The organism is Algoriphagus ratkowskyi (assembly GCF_002150505.1).
Classification (GTDB): Bacteria; Bacteroidota; Bacteroidia; order Cytophagales; family Cyclobacteriaceae; genus Algoriphagus; species Algoriphagus ratkowskyi.
Genome location: NZ_MSSV01000019.1, coordinates 46,585 through 70,370, shown reverse-complemented (window position 1 = coordinate 70,370; position 23,786 = coordinate 46,585). Strand labels below are relative to the sequence as shown.

General features: G+C 36.4%; 22 protein-coding genes and 1 tRNA gene. 6 read left to right on the top strand and 17 right to left on the bottom strand.

Going from position 1 to position 23,786, the window contains the following annotated elements; all coding sequences use genetic code 11:
* The first annotated feature begins 48 nt into the window (after nucleotides 1-48).
* Nucleotides 49-801, top strand: a complete 753-nt coding sequence (locus BVH02_RS17365; protein WP_086502737.1) for a DUF6503 family protein — start codon at nucleotides 49-51, stop codon at nucleotides 799-801.
* A gap of 675 nt (nucleotides 802-1,476) precedes the next feature.
* Complete coding sequence (locus tag BVH02_RS17360; RefSeq protein WP_086502736.1) at nucleotides 1,477-1,809, top strand: Spy/CpxP family protein refolding chaperone; 333 nt, start codon at nucleotides 1,477-1,479, stop codon at nucleotides 1,807-1,809.
* Nucleotides 1,810-1,972: 163 nt separating this feature from the next.
* Here the strand turns inward: BVH02_RS17360 and BVH02_RS17355 are convergent, their stop codons facing one another.
* Nucleotides 1,973-3,085, bottom strand: a complete 1,113-nt coding sequence (locus tag BVH02_RS17355) for a site-2 protease family protein (RefSeq protein ID WP_086502735.1) — start codon at nucleotides 3,083-3,085, stop codon at nucleotides 1,973-1,975.
* Complete coding sequence (locus BVH02_RS17350) at nucleotides 3,078-3,707, bottom strand: HAD family hydrolase (RefSeq protein WP_086502734.1); 630 nt, start codon at nucleotides 3,705-3,707, stop codon at nucleotides 3,078-3,080. Before BVH02_RS17350 ends, BVH02_RS17355 begins: the two co-directional genes overlap by 8 nt.
* Before the next feature lie 100 nt (nucleotides 3,708-3,807).
* On the opposite strand from BVH02_RS17350, the gene BVH02_RS17345 reads away from it, so the two are divergent.
* A tRNA-Ile gene (locus BVH02_RS17345) sits at nucleotides 3,808-3,881 on the top strand.
* 178 nt (nucleotides 3,882-4,059) lie between these two features.
* Here the strand turns inward: BVH02_RS17345 and BVH02_RS17340 are convergent.
* On the bottom strand, nucleotides 4,060-4,590 hold the full coding sequence (locus tag BVH02_RS17340) for a hypothetical protein (RefSeq protein WP_086502733.1): 531 nt from the start codon (nucleotides 4,588-4,590) through the stop codon (nucleotides 4,060-4,062).
* A 480-nt stretch (nucleotides 4,591-5,070) separates the two neighbouring features.
* Here BVH02_RS17340 and BVH02_RS17335 point away from each other — a divergent pair, with 480 nt between their 5' ends.
* Complete coding sequence (locus BVH02_RS17335; protein WP_158093907.1) at nucleotides 5,071-5,559, top strand: DUF4468 domain-containing protein; 489 nt, start codon at nucleotides 5,071-5,073, stop codon at nucleotides 5,557-5,559.
* A gap of 115 nt (nucleotides 5,560-5,674) precedes the next feature.
* Here the strand turns inward: BVH02_RS17335 and BVH02_RS17330 are convergent, their stop codons facing one another.
* From BVH02_RS17330 to BVH02_RS17315, 3 genes are all read right to left on the bottom strand, one after another.
* On the bottom strand, nucleotides 5,675-5,893 hold the full coding sequence (locus BVH02_RS17330; RefSeq protein ID WP_086502731.1) for a hypothetical protein: 219 nt from the start codon (nucleotides 5,891-5,893) through the stop codon (nucleotides 5,675-5,677).
* Nucleotides 5,880-6,107, bottom strand: a complete 228-nt coding sequence (locus tag BVH02_RS17325) for a hypothetical protein (RefSeq protein ID WP_086502730.1) — start codon at nucleotides 6,105-6,107, stop codon at nucleotides 5,880-5,882. Before BVH02_RS17325 ends, BVH02_RS17330 begins: the two co-directional genes overlap by 14 nt.
* Before the next feature lie 200 nt (nucleotides 6,108-6,307).
* On the bottom strand, nucleotides 6,308-6,592 hold the full coding sequence (locus BVH02_RS17315) for a hypothetical protein (RefSeq protein ID WP_086502728.1): 285 nt from the start codon (nucleotides 6,590-6,592) through the stop codon (nucleotides 6,308-6,310).
* 56 nt (nucleotides 6,593-6,648) lie between these two features.
* On the opposite strand from BVH02_RS17315, the gene BVH02_RS17310 reads away from it, so the two are divergent.
* Nucleotides 6,649-7,674 carry a hypothetical protein gene (locus tag BVH02_RS17310; protein ID WP_086502727.1) on the top strand — a complete coding sequence of 342 codons (1,026 nt, stop codon included), beginning with the start codon at nucleotides 6,649-6,651 and terminating at the stop codon, nucleotides 7,672-7,674.
* 18 nt (nucleotides 7,675-7,692) lie between these two features.
* Here BVH02_RS17310 and BVH02_RS17305 read toward each other — a convergent pair whose 3' ends face one another.
* The 11 genes from BVH02_RS17305 to BVH02_RS17250 all read right to left on the bottom strand — a co-directional run bounded on the left by BVH02_RS17305 (nucleotide 7,693) and on the right by BVH02_RS17250 (nucleotide 21,636).
* Nucleotides 7,693-8,730: a DUF6371 domain-containing protein gene (locus BVH02_RS17305; protein WP_146849443.1), complete on the bottom strand. Its 1,038-nt coding sequence runs from the start codon at nucleotides 8,728-8,730 to the stop codon at nucleotides 7,693-7,695.
* 121 nt (nucleotides 8,731-8,851) lie between these two features.
* On the bottom strand, nucleotides 8,852-10,381 hold the full coding sequence (locus BVH02_RS17300; RefSeq protein WP_086502762.1) for a DNA primase family protein: 1,530 nt from the start codon (nucleotides 10,379-10,381) through the stop codon (nucleotides 8,852-8,854).
* A 382-nt stretch (nucleotides 10,382-10,763) separates the two neighbouring features.
* On the bottom strand, nucleotides 10,764-11,108 hold the full coding sequence (locus BVH02_RS17290; protein WP_086502724.1) for a helix-turn-helix domain-containing protein: 345 nt from the start codon (nucleotides 11,106-11,108) through the stop codon (nucleotides 10,764-10,766).
* A 97-nt stretch (nucleotides 11,109-11,205) separates the two neighbouring features.
* Entirely contained in the window at nucleotides 11,206-12,327 is a 1,122-nt protein-coding gene (locus BVH02_RS17285; RefSeq protein ID WP_086502723.1) for a hypothetical protein, read from the bottom strand.
* 57 nt (nucleotides 12,328-12,384) lie between these two features.
* On the bottom strand, nucleotides 12,385-13,677 hold the full coding sequence (locus BVH02_RS17280) for a tyrosine-type recombinase/integrase (RefSeq protein WP_086502722.1): 1,293 nt from the start codon (nucleotides 13,675-13,677) through the stop codon (nucleotides 12,385-12,387).
* Nucleotides 13,678-14,162: 485 nt separating this feature from the next.
* Nucleotides 14,163-14,459, bottom strand: coding sequence for a rhodanese-like domain-containing protein (locus BVH02_RS17275; RefSeq protein ID WP_086502721.1), 297 nt, complete (start codon nucleotides 14,457-14,459; stop codon nucleotides 14,163-14,165).
* A 4-nt stretch (nucleotides 14,460-14,463) separates the two neighbouring features.
* Entirely contained in the window at nucleotides 14,464-16,305 is a 1,842-nt protein-coding gene (locus tag BVH02_RS17270) for a T9SS type A sorting domain-containing protein (protein ID WP_086502720.1), read from the bottom strand.
* A 5-nt stretch (nucleotides 16,306-16,310) separates the two neighbouring features.
* On the bottom strand, nucleotides 16,311-16,967 hold the full coding sequence (locus tag BVH02_RS17265) for a PASTA domain-containing protein (protein ID WP_223271902.1): 657 nt from the start codon (nucleotides 16,965-16,967) through the stop codon (nucleotides 16,311-16,313).
* A 229-nt stretch (nucleotides 16,968-17,196) separates the two neighbouring features.
* Entirely contained in the window at nucleotides 17,197-20,274 is a 3,078-nt protein-coding gene (locus BVH02_RS17260) for a M43 family zinc metalloprotease (protein WP_086502718.1), read from the bottom strand.
* Between the two features lie 13 nt (nucleotides 20,275-20,287).
* Nucleotides 20,288-20,536, bottom strand: a complete 249-nt coding sequence (locus BVH02_RS17255) for a NifU family protein (RefSeq protein WP_086502717.1) — start codon at nucleotides 20,534-20,536, stop codon at nucleotides 20,288-20,290.
* 5 nt (nucleotides 20,537-20,541) lie between these two features.
* Entirely contained in the window at nucleotides 20,542-21,636 is a 1,095-nt protein-coding gene (locus tag BVH02_RS17250; RefSeq protein WP_086502716.1) for an Mrp/NBP35 family ATP-binding protein, read from the bottom strand.
* A gap of 171 nt (nucleotides 21,637-21,807) precedes the next feature.
* On the opposite strand from BVH02_RS17250, the gene dnaG reads away from it, so the two are divergent.
* On the top strand, nucleotides 21,808-23,745 hold the full coding sequence (gene dnaG / locus BVH02_RS17245) for a DNA primase (RefSeq protein WP_086502715.1): 1,938 nt from the start codon (nucleotides 21,808-21,810) through the stop codon (nucleotides 23,743-23,745).
* The last annotated feature ends 41 nt before the right edge of the window (nucleotides 23,746-23,786 follow it).

The window sequence follows — 23,786 nt, the reverse complement described above, 5'->3', positions numbered from 1 at the left end:
ATAAAGTGCGTTCTTGTCGTTGAATCATATTTCCTTCATTTTTGTCCCATGAAAAATCTAACACTTGGAGTTTTTTTAGTACTAGTGCAATTCGCTTGTACCACAAATAACCAATCAAACAGGAATATGGATAATTATCCAGATGACCTGATAAAGGTATTGAATGCACACGGAGGACTTGAGCTGTGGGACGAAATGCAAACGCTTCAATATTCTATTCCGAAAGAAGGTTTCGAAGAAGTTCACACCATAGACCTTCACTCGAGAATGGATAGAGTAGCCGCACCTGCCTTCGATATTGGGTATGATGGGACTGAAGCTTGGTCAAAAAACAAAGCTGAGGAATATGAAGGAGATCCTTCTTTCAGACATGACTTGATGTTTTACTTTTACGCTATGCCTTTTGTATTAGCTGATGATGGGATTAACTATGGTGAAACAGAACCATTAGTATATGAAGGTAAAAGCTATCCGGGGATTGAGATCACTTACAATTCAGGTGTAGGCTCGTCTTCGGAAGATATATACATGTTGTATTACGATGCGGAAACCTATAAAATGGCTTGGTTGGGGTACAAAGCAACCTTTGGAAATGAACTAAAAGCCGGCCCGCCAAGCATAATAAAATATGAGAAATGGGCGGGTGTAAATGGAATATTGATCCCAACTTCTATTGCTTGGCAAACGCTGGAAGAAGGTAAAATCGTTGGTGAAAGAAACCGTGTGAACTTTACTGATATAACACTTTCAAAGGAGAATAATCCAGCAGCTTTCTATACCAGAGAAGGTTTAGTAGATTAGGTTTTATTAGCTTAGAAACTAGAGATCTGATTTTTAGGGACTGAACCTAAAAATCAGATTTTTTTTGTAAAAAGTTTAATAATTAGTTCTCTATACTTTTCTGTCATGCGATCCGAGGTTCAATATATTGATGACAACTGTTCAAAAACCCACCAAAATTAGAGTGGAGGTTGATGCAAATCATTTGGAAGCTTTTATTGAAGAAGGGTTTTCACCAGAAAATATAATGGAAATCATCGTCCATATTGTTTAAGAGACAACAAGTAAATAAATCAACCATAATACTTTGAATGTTATCAGTTAATAACTTGAGCCATTCGCTGTAGGAAAGGGAATTAAGGATTAATAGTTTTCAAACTTTGTGCAGTTATTTGGCATGAATATAAATCATATCCATAGGTAATAGCCATCTCTTTCAAGGGATGGCTATTTTTTTTAGCACTAGAAATTTTCATCCCACTAAAGATTATTAAATAAGTTTTTGGGTTTTTTCCTAGAAAAACACATTCCAGCGAGGGATTCTTCAACGATTTTCGCCTGTATAGGTAGACAGAGAAAAAGAGGAATTTGATTATTCTTTTTCACAGTTTTAAACCTGTCTCAGGTATGCCTGTCTAAGATGCATTAATTAGCAATTCACTTTACTGAAAAAATTTAATCTAAAACAAAAACACAATGAAAAAATTACTCATGATTCTCAGCTTTGTTTGTTTGTCTACCATCGGATTTGCCCAAGGACAAGGTCAAGGACAACAACGAGGTGAAAGACCTTCAACAGAAGAAACTATAAAGAAAGTAACCAAAGAACTAAGTCTTACTGATGTTCAAGTAACACAATGGACTGAAATCTATGATAAATACGAAGGTTCAATGAAAGATCGCTCGACTGCAAGAGAGGCAAGAACGAAAATGAATACTGAATTAGAGGCGACTCTTACTAAAGAGCAGTTGACGAAATATACTGAAATGAAAAAAACACAAGGACCTCCTCAGAGAAAGGACGGATAATTGTCTAGTTAAAGTTACAGGTTGGATTTAAGCTGTCCCTAATCTTTGGATCAGGGACACTTTTTTTTTGTGACCAATCGCTGCCACACGTAAAAATCCACTAATTGATCTATATTTTTTAGAAGTTGCTTTTAAAATGCGGCAACAACAATTTTAACGTTAATTATTCGCTGAAAATAAAAGGCTGTGGTGAAAAGCATAGAATAAAAATTACAATTGCTAGCCATCCAAGTAGCTTTCTATTTCTATCCAATTCTTTGAATCCGGATACTTCAGGATGTTGTATACCCATTACTCGTCCCAACAAAAACCCATAAAATAACCAGCCTTGATATCCTTGTAGATCTGGTATGAAAAAGGCTATTCCATACTGTATCGCTGCAACGCTTAATACAAGTGTGATTCTATTTTGCAAACTCATTCCTGATTTGCTGAAGCAGATAAATAGAAATCCAATATAAAGCGGAATCCAAAGCGCCAGATCTTCTAATGGGGAATACGGACTAATTATTCCCATCCCGGCGTAGGCTATAAATAAGATGTAGGCTGTTAAAGAGATCTCTTTGTGGCGCTTCGGGAAAAGTCCAAAGACAACATGTCCACCATCTAATTGTCCGATTGGAAGGAGATTTAATGCAGTGAAAAACAAAGCTAAAAATCCTGCAAACAGATAAGGATAATGAATTACTTCAGACATAGCTGGCATCCGCTCTGGATCGGCAAAGATTTCAGTCAAACTCCAAAATAGGAGATTATTTCCTAGCTCAAAATCTAGTGATCCTTCTTCGAAACCTTGAAAATCTGGATCTGCATATTCGGGATGAATCGTATTGATATAGCCTAAGTCTGGAAGTGTAGAAAAGCCGTAAATCAAAACTCCGAGAGCGATAACAAAACCGGCCAAAGGCCCAGCTACTCCAATGTCAAAGAATTTCTTGCGACTATTGATAAAACCTTTCATTTGAATCACCGCCCCAAATGTTCCTATGGTAGGAATCCCTATAAACCCTAGCCATCCTGGGATGAAGTAGGGCAGTGTACATTTTACTTTATGATATATAGCTGTGAAAAAATGACCCAATTCGTGTATCAATAATATCCCGATGAAGGGAATAGAAAAGGCCATGGACATCCAGAAGTATTCCCACGTCAATAAGCTTTCTCCATTTCCAAGGACAGACTTACCATAAACCCATTCTCCTCCTGCAAGCGTAGTTGCAATAAGTGTGGTGATAAATAAAATACCGTGACGGAGGTAGTCTTTGTTGCTATACATTCTTAAAATATTCGAAAATAACTTCAGGCCCCGTCACATGTACTGCCTGTATTCCTACTGCTCTAGCTCCTTCCACATTTGCAAATAAATCATCAAAGAAAATCACACGGCCTGCCGAAGTGTCAAGATCCACTAGCATTTTCTCATAGATTTCAATGTTTGGTTTAGCCAAGCCCATTTCATGACTTAAGAATACCCAATCAAATATAGGATCGAAGTTTTCTAAGCCATGATCTTGTTGCAAAATCCTGTTGACAGCATGGATATGAATCAAATTTGTATTGCTCAATACGCCAACTTGAAAATTTTCTCGAAGTTTAGAAATTAATTTTAGCCGATTTAATGGAATTTTTAGGAGCAAACAATTCCACAATTCATCTACTTTTTCGTCAGTCCAGGACTGCTGAAAATAGCTTCTGACAGCATCTCTAAACTGTCCTGAATCGATGATTCCTATCTCATAATCCTTATGAAAATCAGTTAGATAAAAGCCATCGACTTTCTCATAAAATTCAAAAGAAACTTCCTCTTTTATTCGTTGCAGTGCTTTGGAGTAATCAAGGTCAATGATGACATTGCCTAGATCAAAAATCAGAAAGTCTGCATCAAGCGCATTATTCATTCGTAATATTGGTTGTGTATTTGCATTCAAATATGTAACATTGCACTCCGAAAACCAAGGTTTAGAGACATACAAGCTCAAAATTAAGGAATTTGGAAAAGGGCCTATAGCTCATTCGGTTAGAGCAACTGACTCATAATCAGTAGGTGCTTGGTTCGATTCCAAGTGGGCCCACCTAGTAATCAAGCACTTACGAGAATTTTCTTGTGAGTGCTTTTTTATTTGCACACCATTTGCATAAAAACACGCTCTTAGCGTATTTATAATTCATAAAAAAGGCTTCACTATAAAAGGGAAAGCCAAGGGTAAAGCAACTTTGATTAATAAGTAATATCAAATTAGTTTTAAATTTTTACCAATCTTTATTTATATCCTTCTGAAAATAGAATTCTTTAGTGAAAGTAAAATCAAGGATTTCTGACGAGGATTTAGTGAAACTACTTTTAAAGCTTTTTGATGAAATTGCATAAGAATCAAGTGTAGACATTTCTCCCATCTGACTTAATGGATCAGAATATATTTGAGATAAGAAAATATCTTTGAGAGTGGCTCTGTATTTATCCTCTTTAAACTCTATTATTAGTTTTGCTTCAATCCAATTTCTCGCAATATAGATTGGGGTAGACATTTCACTCTTCCCAAAACCTTTATAATCTGCCTCAACTTTTGAAATGCTAGCAATAATCCTATCCTCACCTTCTTCAATATTAGATATTTTACCGTTTTCTTTTAATATATCTAAAACCTCATTGAGAGTTATAGTTGATTCGTAAACATTAACCCATTCAAGCTTTCCTGAATTAATTTCAAATCCATTGATCCCTTGAGCTTTTAAGCTTCCAGCAATAAAAATTGCAATTATAATACCTATCAAGCTCTTCATGATGAATAATTAAAAACGTTAAATTATGGTTTGAATATGTAACAAAAAATTCAAAAAAGATTAAAATACTTTTATGATTTAAGTTAATTAAACCCATTCGACCCATAGAAATGAAATCCCAAAAACCTTTCAATCAATTCTCTTTTTTTTTCCTTTTTTATTTTCTCATCCTCACATGAATAAACCCACTCAATAGGAGGTATTACAATGTTATCTATCAATAACGCTTCCTTTTCTTGTTTGTTGAATTTCTTATCGAAGTTAGCTCTAAGAATACTTTTATGGATATTAACAACGGATTCTCGGATAAGAAGAAGCTTAGGGTTAAGTAACTATTGTTACTCTTTGAACTAATTATGGAAATTTTATTCTACAATTAACTTATTTGATTTGATAGTTGGTTTTGATTTTTACTTTTAATAGATTCAAATAATAATTCTTTAATACTTCAATCATTCTTTAATAATTTAAATGACTTTTATGAAAAAGATTTTAATTCCAAGTATCTGCATATTGATTCCATTTATTTTGACTTCCTGTTTAGGGACTAAAAATATCCAGCAATCTCCATCACCGAAAATTGCAACCTTTGAAAATGGGCTTGACAAAAATGATAATTATGTCTTAGCAAATGAATGGATGGTAGAGGCCTTCAATGATGCTACAAGCGTAATTCAATTCACAGATAAAGAATCTGGCACAGTTAAAGGCAAATATCTTTTAAAGGCAGGTTCTGTTAGTACAAGTCCTTATGTGTCTTCAACAGATCCATTGCACGCCATTATTACAATAAGGGCAAGAGATAATAAAATCAGAATTGAGATTGACCCACCTAGTAGTGGCTTTTATTCTCAGTCAAGCATGGGTAATGAATATGGATATACGATTCAAATGTTTGATAAAACTACATCTAATTTAGTAGAAGATTTTCAAAGCAGGATGAAAGGTAAGTCAACTTCTGAGTGGTAAATTTACCTCTTTATAAAAAAAATACTTGATAGGTACTAAAGGCTCTGAAAAGCATGAAATCTAAATAAAATTATCTTTAAAATGGGCGTGGTCATTGACTATGCCCATTTAAGTTTCATACCCACTCAATCTTTGGAAAAGAAACTTTAAAAACCTTTTCAATCAATTGCCTCCTTTGCTCCTTCTTCAACTTGTCATCCTCATTAGAGTAAACCCAATCAATCGGTGGAATTGTAATACCTTCCTGCAATAACTTTTCCATTTCACCTTTGGAAATTGATTTTTCGAAATAGGCCTCTAAGATCCGGGCTTTTTCATTTTTAGATACTATCATTTAATCGGAATAAAGGCAAAATTAAATTCATTTTCTCCATTCCTTCAATGTAGGCTTTCAAAGGATCGTTTGGCTCAAAATCAAAGAATAAAGGAAGTTCTGAATTTCCATACTTACTATTGAGACATTCCTTTGCCTCCACTCGATTTATGATTTCTTTGTGGAGTGCTTTTAATACTTCTTTTCTGAAATTGATTTTAAGGCCTCGATCCATTTCCCAAAGTAATGATATTCTGAAAATATGGCCTTAAATAATGTACTCTTTCCAATATTTTGATTTGAGACTGATCCGTTCCGGTGCTTTTAGTGGATAGGTCCAAATTGATTTTTCCATTTGACCGGAATAAAGCTTTAGCCTCCACCTTTGAAATTTCTCTTTGTCTTAAAGCTATCAAAACGGCTTTCTTAAATTCATTATTCATTGATAATATGATTTATTAAGATATCCAATTCCGCTTCCTCCATGCTGTCCAAATCAATCTTTTGGCTGTATGTGGTGCTTTGGAGTTTTGGCATCAAATACGGCATTAAATCAGTCAGGAATTTAAGTCTGTCTTTAGCTTCCAAGGCTTCCAAATCCTCTTGGATCTTGTCGAAATTGTCATCAAAAAGAGACTGTATCCGATCCCTCATTAATTGAGTGGATTTGTTTTTTGCTCCTTTTGGTTTGCCCGGATTTCCTTTTTCAAACTTTGCCATTCCTCCCGTATTTATTCCGTAATTTACGGAAATCTACTCATTTAAAATTAGTTGTCATGTTTGGATTTTTTAATAAGAAAGCAAAAACAGGAAAAAATTTGGGAGCTTTTAGTTCTTATGGAATGGAGGAAATTTATTATTTCCTTTCAGAAAATAGAATAGAAAGTAAAATTAAAGATTTGGAAAGGGCTCCAACTTTAGGGACAAGAATTGAAGATTTTGTTTCATCCTCGGGTGTGTCTTGTCCAAGTGGAGAACTTCATTTTTTTTGGATGCTTTTGGGGTATTTTAAAAATGATCTTGATTTAGGAATCTATTTGATTAAGAAATCAAAATCTTTTGATGAATCAAACTATCCAAAAAAATTGTCTCTTAAGGAGGGAGTCAAGCTAAGTGCTGATTCTATGGATCGATTAGCAAAGAAAAATCCTGAAAAAAAGGAATTATACATACTTAACAAACGGCCTATTTTTTGGCTTGAATATGACTTATTTCACTTCTACACAATAAAAAACTTTATTTATAATTACAATCTTAAAAAATTAAATGGGATAAATTTAGAAGGATCATTTAAAAAGAAAGGAAGTGTGATTTCTGCCTTGGATTTTCATTTAATTTTTAGGTCAATGAGAAAACCAAAATCTGGTTTTTATCTCACGGTAAAGAGTGACCACTTATTAAATGAACTTAAGTTCGATTTATTAGAACTTTCAAATAACAAGACCTTTAGTTTCGAAACATTTTTTGGATCGTATCAAATCGAAATTTCCTCAAATCAAGCGATTATTTCTAAAATCAAGTCTTATTCAAATCCTAAAATTGATTTAGTTCTTTCAACAGATATTTTAAGGTTAATCAAAGAATTAACCTTGGATTATTTATCAAATTTTGACAAAATAACTGAAAGGTTTATAAACGATGTAACAAAGCCAAACCTAAATTTTTTCTTAGGCGAGGCCTTAAGGATCAATAATATTGGTGAAATTATTATTAAAGAAATTGAAAAGGAACTTGTCAAAAAAAGTGAAATTTGGGGTGAACTTGAACAATATAAAAAAGTTAAATGGTTTGGGTATCCTTGAGTTTTAATTTTATAGTATTTATTCTAATTCAAAGATCTCTTTCAAACGAATTAAGTTTGGATTCTTTACTGCCATACGGATAAAATCATTGGTTTTCTTTTCTGTATAACTTGCGGACAAATCCCATTCAGCCGGGTATCCCATTCCATTCATAAGCAATCCATTTTCAAAAGATAGCTGACTGATATAATCCTTATCCTCTGAAATAAAAGGTTTTGTGGAGGCGTCATTTGCTTCATGTCCTTCATTCGTTTTTATCTCATTTTCAATTAGAGGTTTTTGTAAAGCCTCAATTCTTTCTTTTTTTGGACTCCAATTATTCAAAAGAATAAAGTCCGCTAGATCAAAACACGATTCCTTTTCCTGATCCGTTGCTTTGCTTTCGAAATAATCGGATACCTCAAAATGGCCCGGAATAAATCCTTTGATCCGCTCCACCTCCTCTGACCATAATTCAAAACAGTTCTTTTTATCTCCCGGCTTTGTCAGGTCGGGAAAAAGCAGAACGGTTCGTTTTTTTAAGCTGTTAAATTTGTAAGGATTTAGGTTTCCTTTTCCTCCACTTGCAAGCCAAACCAAGTCAGGGAAAAGTAAACTTGAAATGATAGCTGTCTTTTCGCTTTCTACTATTCCCACAATTTTTGAGGGATTTGATTTAAGGAGGTGGTCCCCAAAAAAGCAAAGCTTCAGATGGAAGTCATCCAATTTTAACCGGGAATGACTCCAAGAATTAAATTCCTTATCTCTCTTTCCCGTGGTGGCATCGTAAAGCATTATTTTACCGCTTCTTACTCTTTGCCTTTCATCCACATACCAAAACACATTTGCGCCCGGTCGAGCCTTAGAGGTGCCTATTTTGTAGGCCTCCACCGCCTCCTTAGTCAGGCCTTCGCCAAAGGTAGATTTGAGAAACGAAACGAAATTATTTTTATCGTAGGCACTCAATGAGGCTTTCAAGATTCCAGGATCTATAAAAGAAACAGGCTTTGGAGGAGGAGGTGAAAAGAGCCTTTTATCGCCCTTTTCCAAGTCCTCAATTGTGTCTATTTCAGGCATGAATTTTTCACCGCATGAATGACAAAATCCTTTATCGTGATATCCTTTGTATGGTGCAAACTTTCCATCCCGATTTGATTTCCCACACGGGCAAAGAGGTGCCGAATTAAACCGTCTCTTTTCAAAATTTAGAGGCTCCATATACACTTTGATTTTGTGAAATGTAAACCTGCCATCCTTCGCTTTCTCGCTTGACTTGGATCTTATTAAGTTCTAATCGCTTTTTGAAATTGGATTTTGATAGTATCTTATTTCCATCCTCAAAAGCAAATTCTTTATACCTAGGATATAGGTCTTTGAGTAGGATTTTGTTTTCTAAGTCAGGCAAATAAGCTTCCTCCTCTAAAAACCGTTTTACCGTATCGGATTCAGTTTTAAATCCTTCAAGGGCTTTATCTATAGAAGGGCTTTCTGAAAATCTCCCGTTTGTCATTAGCCTGTTTAATCCGGTCAAAATCCAATTAAACACGCCCGGTAATTCCTCATTGATTATCTCGCTTGCTAGTCCCTTGTTTTGATCCTTTTCGGGAATGGTTACCTCAAATGGAATAATCAAAAACCTCCTAAAAAACCCGTGGGTAAATTCCACTTCCTTTGGGAGTTCATTAGTATTGAAAATCAATTTGGCATAATCCTCAATGATAAAAGGATCTCGATAAGGCAAACGGGCTTCCATCGGTTCCCCGGAGGCCAAAGACTTAAATTTTGAGCTTTCCAGTTTACCATTTATTTCGGTTGCATAGTTTACAAGCTTGTCCGCTATTTGCGCCCGTTCGTATCCTTTCGCATCGGTCAGGGTTTGTAAAGAGTATTCACTTGTATTTTGATTTCCCAATAAGGCCCGGATAATGTCATAAATCACCGACTTGCCATTTGCTCCGGTGCCGTATAGGAAAAGGACTTTTTCGAGTTTTAATTTCCGGGTCGAAATAAAAATATAACCTAGGTACTCGCAAAGGACTTTTTGTTTATCTCTTTCAGGCAAAACCCTGTTAATAAAAACCTCAAATTTTGGCGCTGTGGCTCTTTTATCGTACGCAAAGGGCAATTGATACCTCATAAAATCGGAGGGGTCAAACGGCCTTAAAATAGGGTTATCGCATATTTCAAAGGTTCCGTTCTCTAAGTTAATTAGGACCTTATCTTTTGATTTAATCGGGGCTGGTAAATATCCGGTCGAAGTAAATTGCTTAAATAGCTTCTCCCGAAATTGAAAGTATTGAGCTGTAAATCTGCCAACTCCCATTTTTTCGGAGGCTTCACCAAGAAACTTTTCAAACTCCTTTTCATCAATGGTTTTCCAATGGGTTCCATTATACAAATAGACAAACGCCTGATTCTTACATATTCCCCAGTTTTTTCTTTTAGCCAAATTGATTATTTCATCAATGGTCAAAATAAGAAAGTGCTTTTCGCTCAACTTTAATTTTTCTAGAAGTTCATGGATCTTTTCCTTTTCTTCTATGCTTAACCCGGAGACTTTAAGTCTATTTTTCAATCCTTCTTTTGCTCTCTCGTCAAAATCGATAGGCTCGATTTCGTTAAGGATTTGTTTTAAAATCTCCTCATGTGGCTTTGAAGTAGTTTCTTTAGCCTCTTTGGCTTTTCGGTTCAAATGATCCTCAAAGCCTTCTTTATTTATATTTTTCATTTCGGAGTAGCTTTTTAATAAATCGACAAATTGTTTTTTTTGAGAAGTGAAGGATTTCAAAAAGGATAAAAAGGCTAGTTAATAATCCTAGGGTGAAAATGATCTGAAATAAATATGTCATTGTTTTCCCTCCTTTATTATGTCGAAAAACTCTTTGCTTCTAAAGTGACTCCTAAGCATTTGATCTAAGAAAATATAAATGCTATCGTGAAGCCCGTAATCCATAACCGGACAAATTATACTTGCGATTTCATCCTGATTATCCCAAAGAGAAACATTGACAATCCTAGGGGCAATTATTGAAGCCTTTAAATGGATCCTTCTTTTTTCCGTATCTTTGCCCTGTCGAGTAGCTTTGACATTGGAGGAGGTTTTGAATTGCTTATTCATGGCTTCCTCCCTTTCTTTTGGAAATGATCTTTTGGGCTTCTTTCTCTACATCAAAGGCTCTCTTATTTCCTGATTTGATCCAATCGATCAACTCATTTTTAGAAAAGTAAAGCCTCCCTGCTCTTTTGTGATTTGGGATAATTCCTTTAGAAACGTAGCTGTAAAGAGTCTGCTTTTGTACGTGCAGAAATTCTGCTGTTTCTTGAATAGTAAGGAGTCGGTCCCCGGCCTCTTTGCTGGAGGTCTCCAGGATTAAAGATTTGATTTGCTTTACCTCTTCGAATAAGAGGCCCACCGCTTTTGGGAGGGAGTCGAAATTGATTTCTTGTTCTTTCATTTGTGAAACTTTTAAATTGTTTCTACAAAGAAAAACCCTCGAAAATGTCTGTTTCAAGGGTTAAATTCTGAATGGATATCTTTTGGATATTTTCTATTTATAAATTTTCACAAATTCTCCTTTTCTTATTAATTGGTCCGCTCATATCTGTCAATTGCTTATAGACAACTTCAAATTTATACTTGCTTCTTCCACTCTTTTGATTCTTATTTTCGAAATTATCGCAAATCCATTTAGCTGTAATGTTTTTATTATTTTGAATTTTACCAGCTTCATGAAGTCTAAAAAAAACATCAGTAAGTTTATTCCCATTATTCTCAAAATATAGTATTTGTTCTATTTCTTCACCTGATAAAACTTTTTTCAAATCATCTTCCTTTCCTTCAAAATAGACACTTAACTCTTTAATCAAATTTGTCAAAACCATTGAATTAATACTGATTGACTTTTCATTTGGGTTTTCCTCTGGTTCGGAATTTTGTTCTTTTTCTCCACTCAAGAATCCTTTTAAAGCGAATACTTCATTCTTTTTGCCTACATACTTATCAAAGGCTTTAAACACTTCGAAAAATGATCCACATCCACCGGAGGCAATTTCGGAATGATAGAAATACTCGTTTAGGAGATCTTTTGAAATAGAAAATATTCGCCCATCGAAAAAGTCGTTCACATAATAGCTAAACCTAGTTTCAATATCATTTTCAATTTCCCTTGTTTCTTGAATCGTTTCGTCAAACTTCTTTTTTAAATATTCCTCTTCACTTTTTTGATCGAAAGAATGATTTTTTGACTCCGTTTGAATTTTGGAAAGAAAATCTCCTTTTTTAGATTTAGACCACTTGAATTTTTCATTTTCAAAATAGGTCTTAATAAAATTCGCCCTTTGAATTACTTCTTTTTGGCATTCACTCACAAAATGAGGGATCGGAATATTCAATTTCTCGAAGCTTTGAATTAAGCTTTCAGCATGGTTACTAAAATGAAAGGATTTTACTAATCGAAGATTTCCAAATTCATACAGAAAATCAAAAATTTCTGAATTAGTAGCTTTTGATTCAAATGCTTTATAAAATGAAATGAATGGTTCTTTGTTTAGACCTGATTCGGGACTGTTTTTACGGTATTTTAAAAAGTAAAGCCTATCCTTTTCCCTTTCTTCATTGAATTTATCAATTAATAATAAAATGACTTTTTCTTGCTCTTCTATTGGGTTATTCATATAAGTAGCTTTGAGTAAATGAACGAAATGAACGAAATGAGGGACTTTGAAAACCTTTTATTTTCGCATAAAGTCGGTAATATCCTCCAAGATCTCTTTTTTCGTTTTATCCTCAAATCCTGCAAAGTAGTTTTTTGTGGTTTTTAGGTCGGAATGTCCCAAAGCTTCACTCACATATTCCAAACTCGCTTTTTTCCGTACCGCTGAAGTAGCAAAGGAGTGCCGGGCCCAATAAGTTGAAATGTCACCTGTCAGGCCGTTTGCTTTGGCTAAGTGCTTAATATGTTGATTTACAAATCGGATAAATTTCAGTTTCTCAAAATGCTGTTTTTCAGCTGTCATTTTCTCATTGAGGATAGGGAAAACAAATCCATTTGGGCTTTGCTCTGTGGTTCCGTAATCCACAATAAATGATTTTGCAAAGTCAGTCAAAGGCACTTGGATAGGTTTGGAGTTTGCTTTCTTGGTTCGCTTGGTTTTTTCTCTTACAAAAATGATTTGTTCACCATCGATATTTTTCCATTTCAGGTGGAGGATATCTTTCATATTCATACCATTGCATACAAATGAAAAAAACCAAAAATCCCTTGCTTTCTTTTGCTCCGGAGTTTGTGCCTCCACTTGGAAAAGGGTGGTTAATTGATTAGAGTCAAATGCTTTTTTGGGATTGGTGGAGGCTGGTATTTCATATTTTTTGACTCCAAAGGGATAAAGATCCTTATCTATTGCCTTTGTTTCGATTGCTCGATTAAAAATAACTCGGAGGCCTCGGAGGTAAATCCCTACTGTGGTCAAAGACTTTGATTCCTTTACAGTCATCCAAGTTTCATAATCATTGAGAAACTTAACTGTGATATCCTGAAGCAATAGGCTCTTTGGCTCCTTGCCTGTTTTATCCTTAATATAGGCCTTGAGGGATTTCATACTTAAGCCATAACTCGAAGCCGTTCCAATCCTTTCAGCTTCTCTCAGTTCTTTGATATAGGCCTCGAAATGAAAAAATGAATCCATTAAATCCCCTGATTTTATTTCAAGTGATTTTTCAAGGTTCTCGAATGTGAAGGATTTTAAATCTGTGATTTTTTCGGAATAATAAGCTTTCAGGGATTCCAAATCCTCCCGGATTTCTTTTTCAGCTTTATTAAATCTTTGCCCTTCTTCAGGAAAAATGATCCTCTTAAAATTCTTTTCTGTCAGGTCAAAGTCTGTGGTATAGAGTCGGGCTTTTTTGGTGGTGGCATCGTAAACCCGGATTTTAACCGGAAATAATCCATTGTCTTTTTTTCTTCTGGTATCTAAGTAGTGGCTTACTGTTACCGGATCTTTGGCTTTGTCTGTTTTACGTGTCATATCTAAGTAGCTTTACTCAAAGATACCATTTGCACACCATTTGCACAAAAAAGGGTCAATATTTGCACAAATAAACAATAAACAAAAGCATAAAATAAAGCCTATTAAAACCTCAAAATCAATATTTTACGATATAAAAAATAGAGTATAAAAATAGGCTATATTCTGACTCATAATCAGTAGGTGCTTGGTTCGATTCCAAGTGGGCCCACGAAACCCTCAAGCAGAAATGTATTGAGGGTTTTTTTATTATAGACATTTCACGTTAGAAGTAGCTGACTCTCCCGATTCATCGGGACAGTAGGTGCTTGGTTCGATTCCAAGTGGGCCTGAGGTTTTTTCTTATTCTCTATCAGAAATATTATGAATTTAATTGACTGATTACAAATAGCATCTTTTTAAAAAGGCTGTGAGTTTGCTCAGCAAAGATATTATGAATCCTAGATGCGTAAGTCAAAAAAAAAACTCCCCGAAGGGAGTCTATTTTATAAATTTCTGTAGGCTAATATTCCCCCGGTAGTATTCCGGACTTTTGAAAAGCCTTTGGATTCTAAGAATTTCTTTGCATTCATACTTCTGGCACCAGATCGGCAGTGTACGACTATTTCACTGTCTTTATAATTATCTAACTCATCTAGTCTTGTAGGTAAATCCGCTAATGGGATATTTTTAGCCCCTAAGTTGTCGTCATCGTATTCCCATTCTTCTCGAACGTCAAGAAACACGAATTTTTCACTTTTATCCAATCTGGATTTCAGGTCTTCTACAGTTATATCTTCCATATTTTTATTTAACTAAAATTCTATATGATTTTATTCCGGTTTCCGTGGTCAGATTGAGAACATAAACACCTGGCCTCTGACCAATAAAATTAACAATTTCTCCTTTAGATGAAAGTTGATGTTCAAGAAAAATCTCTCTTCCGAAAGAATCAAAGACTCTTGCCTCACTAAATTTACCTTCAAGGTTGAGTAATGTTTCCACAGGATTTGGATAAATCCGAATGCTTTGATCTGGAACGACAGAAACTTCAAAAGGAGCTGTCATGCTAATGTGTGGTCGGATCATCAAAGCCCCCTTGACTTCCTTGTTTTGAGTCCATGAGCCTACTACATTATAGTATAGCATCTCACTGCTATCGTTTACCTTATCTAGGCCCACATGGATGAAGTCATCAGTAAACTGTGTAAATCCTACGTAGAATTCTCCATCAACCCTTATGTTAGTATCGAGAGAATAGTAAAGAAATTGCTGACCTGCTTCCTTGACAGCGATAAGATCTTCTCTGCTGAAAATTGGATCCTCATCTAAATTTTTCCAAACGTTGATATCCACCGCTTGATTGGCTTGCTTAGGATTGGAGAAATTGATTGATATACCCTTTATGTAAACTTCCTCAGGACTGTTGTATTTAACTGCTAATTGTCCTGATTTTTGATTAATCCCTGCAGCATAATCAGCCGAGCCATTATCGTAGGCAAAAAAGTCCAAGAGTGGAAACGAAGTTCTCACAGTGTCATTCAGCTCATAATTTACATTAGAGAAAAAAGTAGTGTCTTTCGTGAGAAAATCAACTTCATAAAGTAAGCGATCACCAGAAGTTATGGAAGAAATGATTTCTAAGGTAGTCTCATACTTCGGAACTGAGATTTCTTCAAATGACCTGCTTTCAAATACTCTTCGCTCCAGCGCATTAGGAACTGGGTTGAATGGCGTATTTAAATTAATAGGAGTGGAGCTCATCGTAGATGAATCGCTGATTACAATAGAGTATTCCATTGCTCTAAATCGATTTTCTAGGTTATAAAATTCATTTTGTATTTTACTCCAAAGTTTATTTTGGTTTTTTGCTAGAAGAGCAAAAGGGTACGCTCCATATTCACCAATTCTAAGTTCATTTGTTTTTGTTAGGCTTCTATCCAAGTAATATAGGTCATTTGCTGAGCGACCATCATTAAGGTAGATATAATCAAGCAACCAGCTATCAAAAGGCCCGGACTGTCTGCCTTCGGCAAAAAATCTAAATTGGAATGCTGCATGTTGCCAGATCGGAAGAATTTTTACAATTTCCTGAGTAAATACGTCCCTACTAAGATCTACTCCACCGCGCTGTCTCCAAATAGTAACCCAACTTCCATCTGAATTTAAAATTTGTAGAGTCAATTGATCACTTTCATCAGGAAGTTCAGCTCTTCCAGCAGCTTGCCAGAAGAAGCTTAAAAACAGGCTTTCACTATTTGCTGAAGTTAAGGTACTTAGATCAAATGGCTTAGATGTAAGGTAATCAGTATCGCCCTGATCTACTTGTGTTAAGGAATATGGATTACCATTTGCATCTACACCGTCCAATAGAATCATGCCTATAGAAGGGGCATTAATGCCAATAGTTTCTGTATAGGATGCGCCTCTTAAACTCCATTTTAAGGTATCTATTCCTTGAGAGAAATCATCCCAAAAGGGAAGTGTATTTTCTTGTAAGATCCTTGAATTAAGTAAGGACTGACTGTGACTTTTAAATTTTTGATTCTGGATAGGGGCAAGCTCCACCAATTGGCCATGGGCCACTGTCGAAAAGAAAAGGGCTATGATTAACCCAGTCATTCGAAGTTTATGGAGCGTAGTTAACATGGAGCTTAAAAATTATCCTTAGCGATCCAAAGATCTATCAATTCACCTGTTTTCACTTGCTGAGATGCTGAAGGAGATTGCCGAAGTACCTGCCCAGTCGCTACAGAATCTCTCTGAAGGTAATGTTTATTACCCACTCTAAGGCTAGAACCCAAAATCATAAATTCTGCGTCCACCTCATCCATACCTTTCAGATTTGGAACTGCTAAGATTTGGTTTCCATTGCCATCACCTACCACCAAATCTATCCTTGCACCTTTAGGTATCTCAAAGCCTTCACGTACATTAACACCTCTATATTTTTGCTCTAAAACTATGTTTGGCGCAATATCTGGCACATATACAATATCACCTCTTTCAAGTCCCATGTTAGCCAAAATATCCTGAACGTTCTTCAAATGAGTATTGACCAAATTGGGCATTTTAAGCATTGGAGGGTTCTTTGCATTCAAGGTTATGTAGATAGTTTTACCAGTTTTTACTTGAGCGTTTGCCTCTGGGATTTGTTTTAATATCGCAAAAGTCTTTAAATCTGTATTGAATCCTGAATCTAAGGATACTTCATATTGAAGATTTGCTCGATCCAGTATTTCAAGACCTTCATCGAAGGTATAACCTGATAGATCAGGAACTGAGACCGATTCTCCATGATTAGTGTACATTGGTAGGTACATTTTCAGAAATAGGAAGCCCAGTAGAACTGAAATTCCTATGATCACTAGTAGGTTAATTAGTATTTTTTTCAAAAGGGATGTCGAATGAAATATCTGAGAAATTACAATAGTTAAAGATAAGCGGGAATTTCAATCCTAACAACGAAGCGTTGCGCGAAAACTGGTGATTTCCTAGGCAAAAAATAAGCCGAAGAAGTTAACTCTAGCTTATTTCTGATTAATTAATGATCAGCCGTCTCGTTTCTCTAATAGTATTGCTGGATATATTTATGATAAATACACCTTTAGAAAACAGCTGAGTGCTGAAAGAATATGTCTGGTTAAGCGTGCCTGGATATTCTATTTCTTGTACCAAAGCTCCAGTGCTTGAAATTACTTGTATAGTCACATCCTCAAAATTAGGCAAATTGAAAGCTATATTGAATACTTCACGAGCAGGATTCGGATAGAGTGAGGACATGCCAACAGCTGGAATAACAGGCTGAGGATTTGCATTTAGGAAAAGCTCAATGTTATCTAAATAAATAGGTGCGTCTGATTGAGTTCCATTTTCTACTACAAATGCAAGACGAACTTTAGTCTTGCCCGGCCCAGCAAACTCACTTAAATTCACAAATTTACGAACGTAATCCGCACTAGTATTTGGGTTGGCTTCACCTACAGAAACTGTAGAGAGATCAGATCCACTCGCTGTCCATATTTCTGTATATTCATTTCCTCCATCAGCGCTAGCCAAGACTTTTAATTGGGTGGAAGGTCCCACTTGTCCTGCCGCTAGGTCAAAGAAGATACTCGCTTGACGACTCACGCTGAGATCGAAAATCGGTGTACCCATCCAATAAGATTGGCCCGTAGAAGTTGTTTTCTGTTTGGCTACATTATTTGGCCCTTCGCCAGCAGTAATTGGTACTATAGTCCATGCAGTTGCATCCAATTCAGGGTTGATCGTCTGCCAAGGAGAAAGGGTAGTAGAATTATTGAAATTTTGTCTCCACGGAACTGCCGTAGTGCTTGCATCCTCAATGTTAAATCTTGTAAGGCTGTCTGAGTTGTTTCCGTTCTGATCAAAGTTAGGAGAAGAAGTTTTGAATTTCAGTTTGTTTTTTCCTGATGAAGTTGATTTAGGAACACTTACATTAAAACTTTCTCCCGGTTCTACGGAGTTGCCACTGGCAACAAAGGTTTGAGTAAAGGAATTATTAGTAGTTCTGGTTAATAAAAACGTAGAAACTGGAAGATTACCAGTATTAGTTAAGGTGACAATTTCTGCTTCATTTGTTCCATCATCTATCACGGTAGGAGAGAGTATTTCATCAACCCTCATGTTATAGTTAAATTCTACGTTTGGAAGAATTCTGATGTTTTTTAGATAAATATCATTACCATAAGCATTCTCGGAAATAAAAGCCAACCGAATAGAACCTAGGCTAGCATACTTAGCAAGATTCACAAGTTCTGTCCGGAATTGGTTATTGTTTGTTGGGATAAATTCATCTAAAGTAGCGGAAGTTGTTTCTAATTGTTGCCCTATTTTGTTATACGGTGCATTCGCCAAGTCAAAAGTATTTCCGCAATCTTGTGATACAGCAACTATCAATCTATCGGAAAATCCTGCTTGATCATATTGAGCATATGCCATCTCAAATACAAGTTGAGCATTAGGATACTTTGACAAATCTATTATAGGAGAAATATAATAATCTTGCTGTCCGGGTGCTTCATATTCATAGTGTTGTAAATAAACTACGTTCTGAGATGTGCCAGAAATAGTTAAACTTTTCTTCTCCCATGTTATTAAATTATCTGGATTAGAAATAGACCATGGGGATGGGAAAGTGCTTAAATCAGTAGTATAGGGTAAGTTTATTGCTTGCTCAAGTTTTGGAGTTATCGTTTTACTATTGTTTGATTCGACATTATCAGTTGTATCATTAGTCTGAGTGATCCTAAATTCTATGGTATTGCTATTAGGTAGCAAGGTGAACTGGGTGAAATTCACCACAATACTTTCACCAGTCTTCAAGTTAAAAGTGAATCTCTTAGTTTGTAATAAGATTCCATTTCTTCTCAGCTCTACTGTACCTGAAGTGAGGGTGTTTTTACCAGCATTTAAAAGTATAATAGATGGGTTTATCAATGCATCGCATTCGAAATCTCCAGGCTCGATGATTTTAGCTATTGCCAAATCATTGTCTGCAAGCACAGGCTCTTGAGTTGCTCTGTTATTCACTAATGTTACTCTTCTAGGGCTATTTGTTAAAACTACCTCAAAGCGTTCCACCTGACCTTTTGTAAACAAATTCATGCATGCGTCAGGTGTATAATCCATGTAATTCTGAATCATATCGTTTGAATCGCAGCTAAACCTTGTCACATTGGGACTACAGGTATTATTAGAATTATCCTGCAAAGGTGTGTCGGATACGAAATCATCTACACCACAGCCACCATCTCCCCAAATATGTCTTAAGCCAAAGAAATGGCCTACTTCATGAGTAGCAGTCCGGCCCTTTGAAGCTGATACCGCATTGCCTCCAACTCCAAAATACCGGTAATCAATAACGACTCCATCAGTAAGCGAGGATGTGGGTGCACCAGCGAGTCCAGGTAAATCAGAAATGGGAAAGGATGCATAGCCAATGAATGGACTTACTAGTGTAGTCACATACATATTCAAATAGATGTTTGGATCCCATTGGATCACTTGGCCTAGGGTTGAAGCGTCGAAATTTGGATCATAAGACGATTTTGGTCCGGAAGTACGGGTGATTCCACTAGTTGGTAAACCCGATGGGTCTTGCTTAGCAAGCACAAATTCAATGTTTGCAATGCCAGCAACTGGTAAAAATTCGGCAGGGGTATTAGCCGCATCCGCATTCAAACGTTGAAAATCCTCATTTAAAACTCTGATTTGCTCTTGTATTTGTGATATAGGAATATTTACTCCCTGTCCCAATGGGTTGCCATTGTGAATGACATGAATTACCACAGGAATTAAAATAGGTTCTGCATTTAATCTGGCTAGGATTTGAGGTTGAGAAGTGATATCCTCTATTTTATCATTTATCCATTTTTCAAAAAACGGTTTTGAGCCTAAATAGCCCATTTCCTTTTCCATTTTTTGTTCCAGAATTTCATGCCCACACTTTTCTTTATGGCTGTGTGAATTAGCTGAATATAGCTGACCTGTGATGTCAAAGGTTTGGAATTGCTGCGCAAAGCCAGTTGAAAACACGAAAAACGCTCCCAGAAGAAGTGTAATGGCTTTGTTTATAATCCGTAAACCTTTTTTCATTCAGAATTTATGATTAAGCAACAGTTAGGTTTACGGCTTCTACTCTTTTAATTTCGGGGATAGCACGTTTAATTGCTTCTTCTACCCCTGCTTTAAGTGTCATCGTGGACATAGGACAAGTTCCGCATGAGCCAAGCAATTCTAATCTTAAGACCATATCGTCGGTAAGTTCTACTATCCTTACATTGCCTCCATCTGCTTCCAGATAAGGGCGAATTGTATCAAGTGCAAATTCAATTTGTTCTCTAAGTTCTGGTTGCATAATTCTTAAGCTTTAATTTCTACCACCTCAGTTTTGCTCTGAGAAGCATTTCTTATGGCAATTTGTCTTGCGATTTCCTCTGCTAATTTCATATAAGACTCTTGCGTTACTCCGTCTTTCAATACTGCAGGGTAACCTGAGTCTCCACTTTCTCTTATACTTTGGACGATAGGGATTTCTCCTAAAAACGGCACATCGTATTTTGCAGCTAATTTCTTTCCACCTTCTTTACCGAATATATAATACTTATTATCAGGCAGTTCTTCTGGCGTAAAATAAGCCATATTTTCAATAACACCTAAGATGGGAACGTTAATTTGTGGCTGTCTAAACATCGATAATCCTTTGTTCGCATCCGCCAAAGCGACCTTTTGAGGAGTAGTTACAATTACTGCTCCTGTCACAGGTACAGTTTGAACCATAGTGAGGTGGATATCTGAAGTTCCTGGAGGTAAATCGATCAGTAAGTAATCCAATTCTCCCCATTCTACATCAGAAATAAACTGCTTCAGAGCAGAGCTCGCCATAGGTCCTCTCCAAACTACCGCGCTATCTACTGGAGTAAGAAAACCTATAGACATCAATTTAACTCCGTATTGTTCGATAGGAACGATGATATTCTTCTCACCAATCTTTTTAATTGCGGGTTGCTCAGCCTCGACGTTGAACATGGTAGGGATGGATGGACCAGAAATATCGGCATCTATCAAACCAACTTTTGCTCCAGTCTTGGCTAATGAAACAGCTAGATTTACCGCGGTGGTTGATTTCCCCACTCCACCTTTACCTGATGCTATCGCTATAATATTTTTCACTTGAGGTAAAACCGGGGCAGCATCTCTCACTGTTGTGACTTGCGCTGTCATGAAGAGACTCCACTCAGGTTCTGTTCCAAAATCTTCCACTAAAGCTTCCAAGCAATTATTTTTAATTACTTCTTTCAAAGGGCAAGCTGGTGTAGTGAGTACTACATCGAAACTGACTTTATTACCGTTAATCTCTATTTTCTGTATCATTCCCAAGGTCACCAAATCCTTTTTCAGGTCTGGGTCTTGAACTCGGGAAAGTGTTTTCAGGATATTCTCCTTAGTTAACTGCATGAGGTGACTTTTGTAATTTTGCGCAATTTAGAGCCAAAAGATTTCTAAATAAAGAATGAATTAAATCTATTCTATCTCTGAACTGGTCATAACCGAAGAAAGTTCTCATTTTTTAGAATGAGTAACCTTGCTTTTAGATTGTGCGATTAACTTTGTCTCATTCATTTTCTTATGGGCATTAGCAAACTTACTACAGACAGGGTCAAAGAACGCATGGACATCGAAGAGGTGCTTGGCGATTATTTGCCCATGAAAAAGAAAGGCCAGAATCTCTGGGCTAATTGTCCATTTCATGGTGAGAAAACACCTTCTTTCTCAATTTCTCCAGCAAAACAAATCTATAAATGTTTTGGCTGTGGCAAGGCTGGAGATCCTATTCAATTTGTGATGGACATTGAAGGAATAGGATTCCAAGAAGCTATCAAACATATCGCAGGGCGCTATGGGATTGAAGTTGAGGAGGATGAGACTAAAACTCCTGAGCAAAATGAAGCGCAAAATGAACGTGAGAGTTTATTGATTGCGTTAGGTTTTGCCCGAGACTATTTTGTCAAAAACCTCCAAACAGCGGAGGGAAAATCAATTGGCCTGAGCTATTTCAAAGAACGTGGATTTACGCCTGCGATCATCGAAAAGTTTGACTTGGGCTATGCGCTTGATGGCTGGGACAATCTGCTGAATGCAGCAAAATCTGCAGGATTCAAGGAAGAGATTTTATTGAAAGCTGGGCTAATCCTTCAAAAAGAAGGGGACGCGTCACGAGTTTACGATAGATTTAGGAATCGGGTAATTTTTGCGATTCACAATATAGGTGGAAAGCCACTTGGGTTTGGGGCTAGAATTCTCACCAAAGATAAGAACCAACCAAAATATATAAACTCCCCGGAGACGCCTGTCTATCACAAAAGTGAAGTGCTGTATGGCATGTATCAGGCGAAAAAAGCGATTCGAGAGAAAGATAATTGCTATCTCGTAGAAGGGTATACTGATGTGGTGAGTTTGCATCTTTCGGGCATTGAGAATGTAGTTGCTTCTTCCGGAACTTCACTGACCGAAGGTCAGATTAGGCTAATCAAGCGCTTTACGGATCAGGTCACAGTACTTTATGATGGCGATGCTGCGGGAATCAAAGCGTCGCTACGCGGGATAGATCTTCTGTTAGAAGGCGGGCTAAATGTAAAAGCAGTAGTTTTTCCTAATGGTGAAGATCCAGATAGTTATTCAAGAAAAGTTGGATCACAGGCATTTCAGGATTATTTGGAAAACAATAGCAGTGATTTTATTGGTTTCAAAATAGGCTTATACAAAGAAGAATTTACTAAAAACCCCATTCGAAAAGCGGAAGTAATCCGTGAAGTGGTTCAAAGTATTGGGAAAATACCAGACCCGATTATTCGATCGGTTTACGCAAAGGAAGCATCAGGGCTTTTAGGAATTGAGGAAGATATTATTCATGCGGAGCTGAATAAAATCTTATTGAAAAGCCAGAAGGATCGCTATTCCAGTCAGAAAGATGACGTCTTTGCCGAGCAGGCAATGGAAGAACTGATTCCTGATGAGACTGCTACCTCTATTTCAGAAGTATTAAAAATCCAAGAGCGGGAGATGGTTCGGATCTTGGTGAATTATGGATGGCAAAAGCTAGAAGATGAGGAGATACACTTATGCCAATATCTGCTCTCAGAAACCGAAGACCTAGAGTTTACTACTCCCATTTACATCAAAATTCTAAATTTGTATCGCAACAGTTTGACGCAGGGAGAAATTCCTACTTCGGAATACTTCATAGGTCTTGGTGATCAGGAAATCCAAAAAGAGGTGATAGATATGGTCACAGTTCGCCATGAAGTTTCACATCACTGGGCAGATACGCATAAGATTATAATCAATACTGAATCTGACGACCTTACAGTCACAGGCTTCAAATCTATTTTGCGATTAAAGAGAAAGATGGTGCAAAAGCTGATGGAAGAGGCGAAAGAGAAAATAAAAAATGCAGAGTCTGAGCAGCTAGCTGAAGACAAAGTGCATGAATATCAAGTGATTTATTTTGAACTTAAAAAAGTACAGTTGGAGATAGATAAAGAGCTAGGTATAGTCATAGGCTAAAACCAAACTTTATTTGGCTTCATCCTGTTTAAGATTTGAAA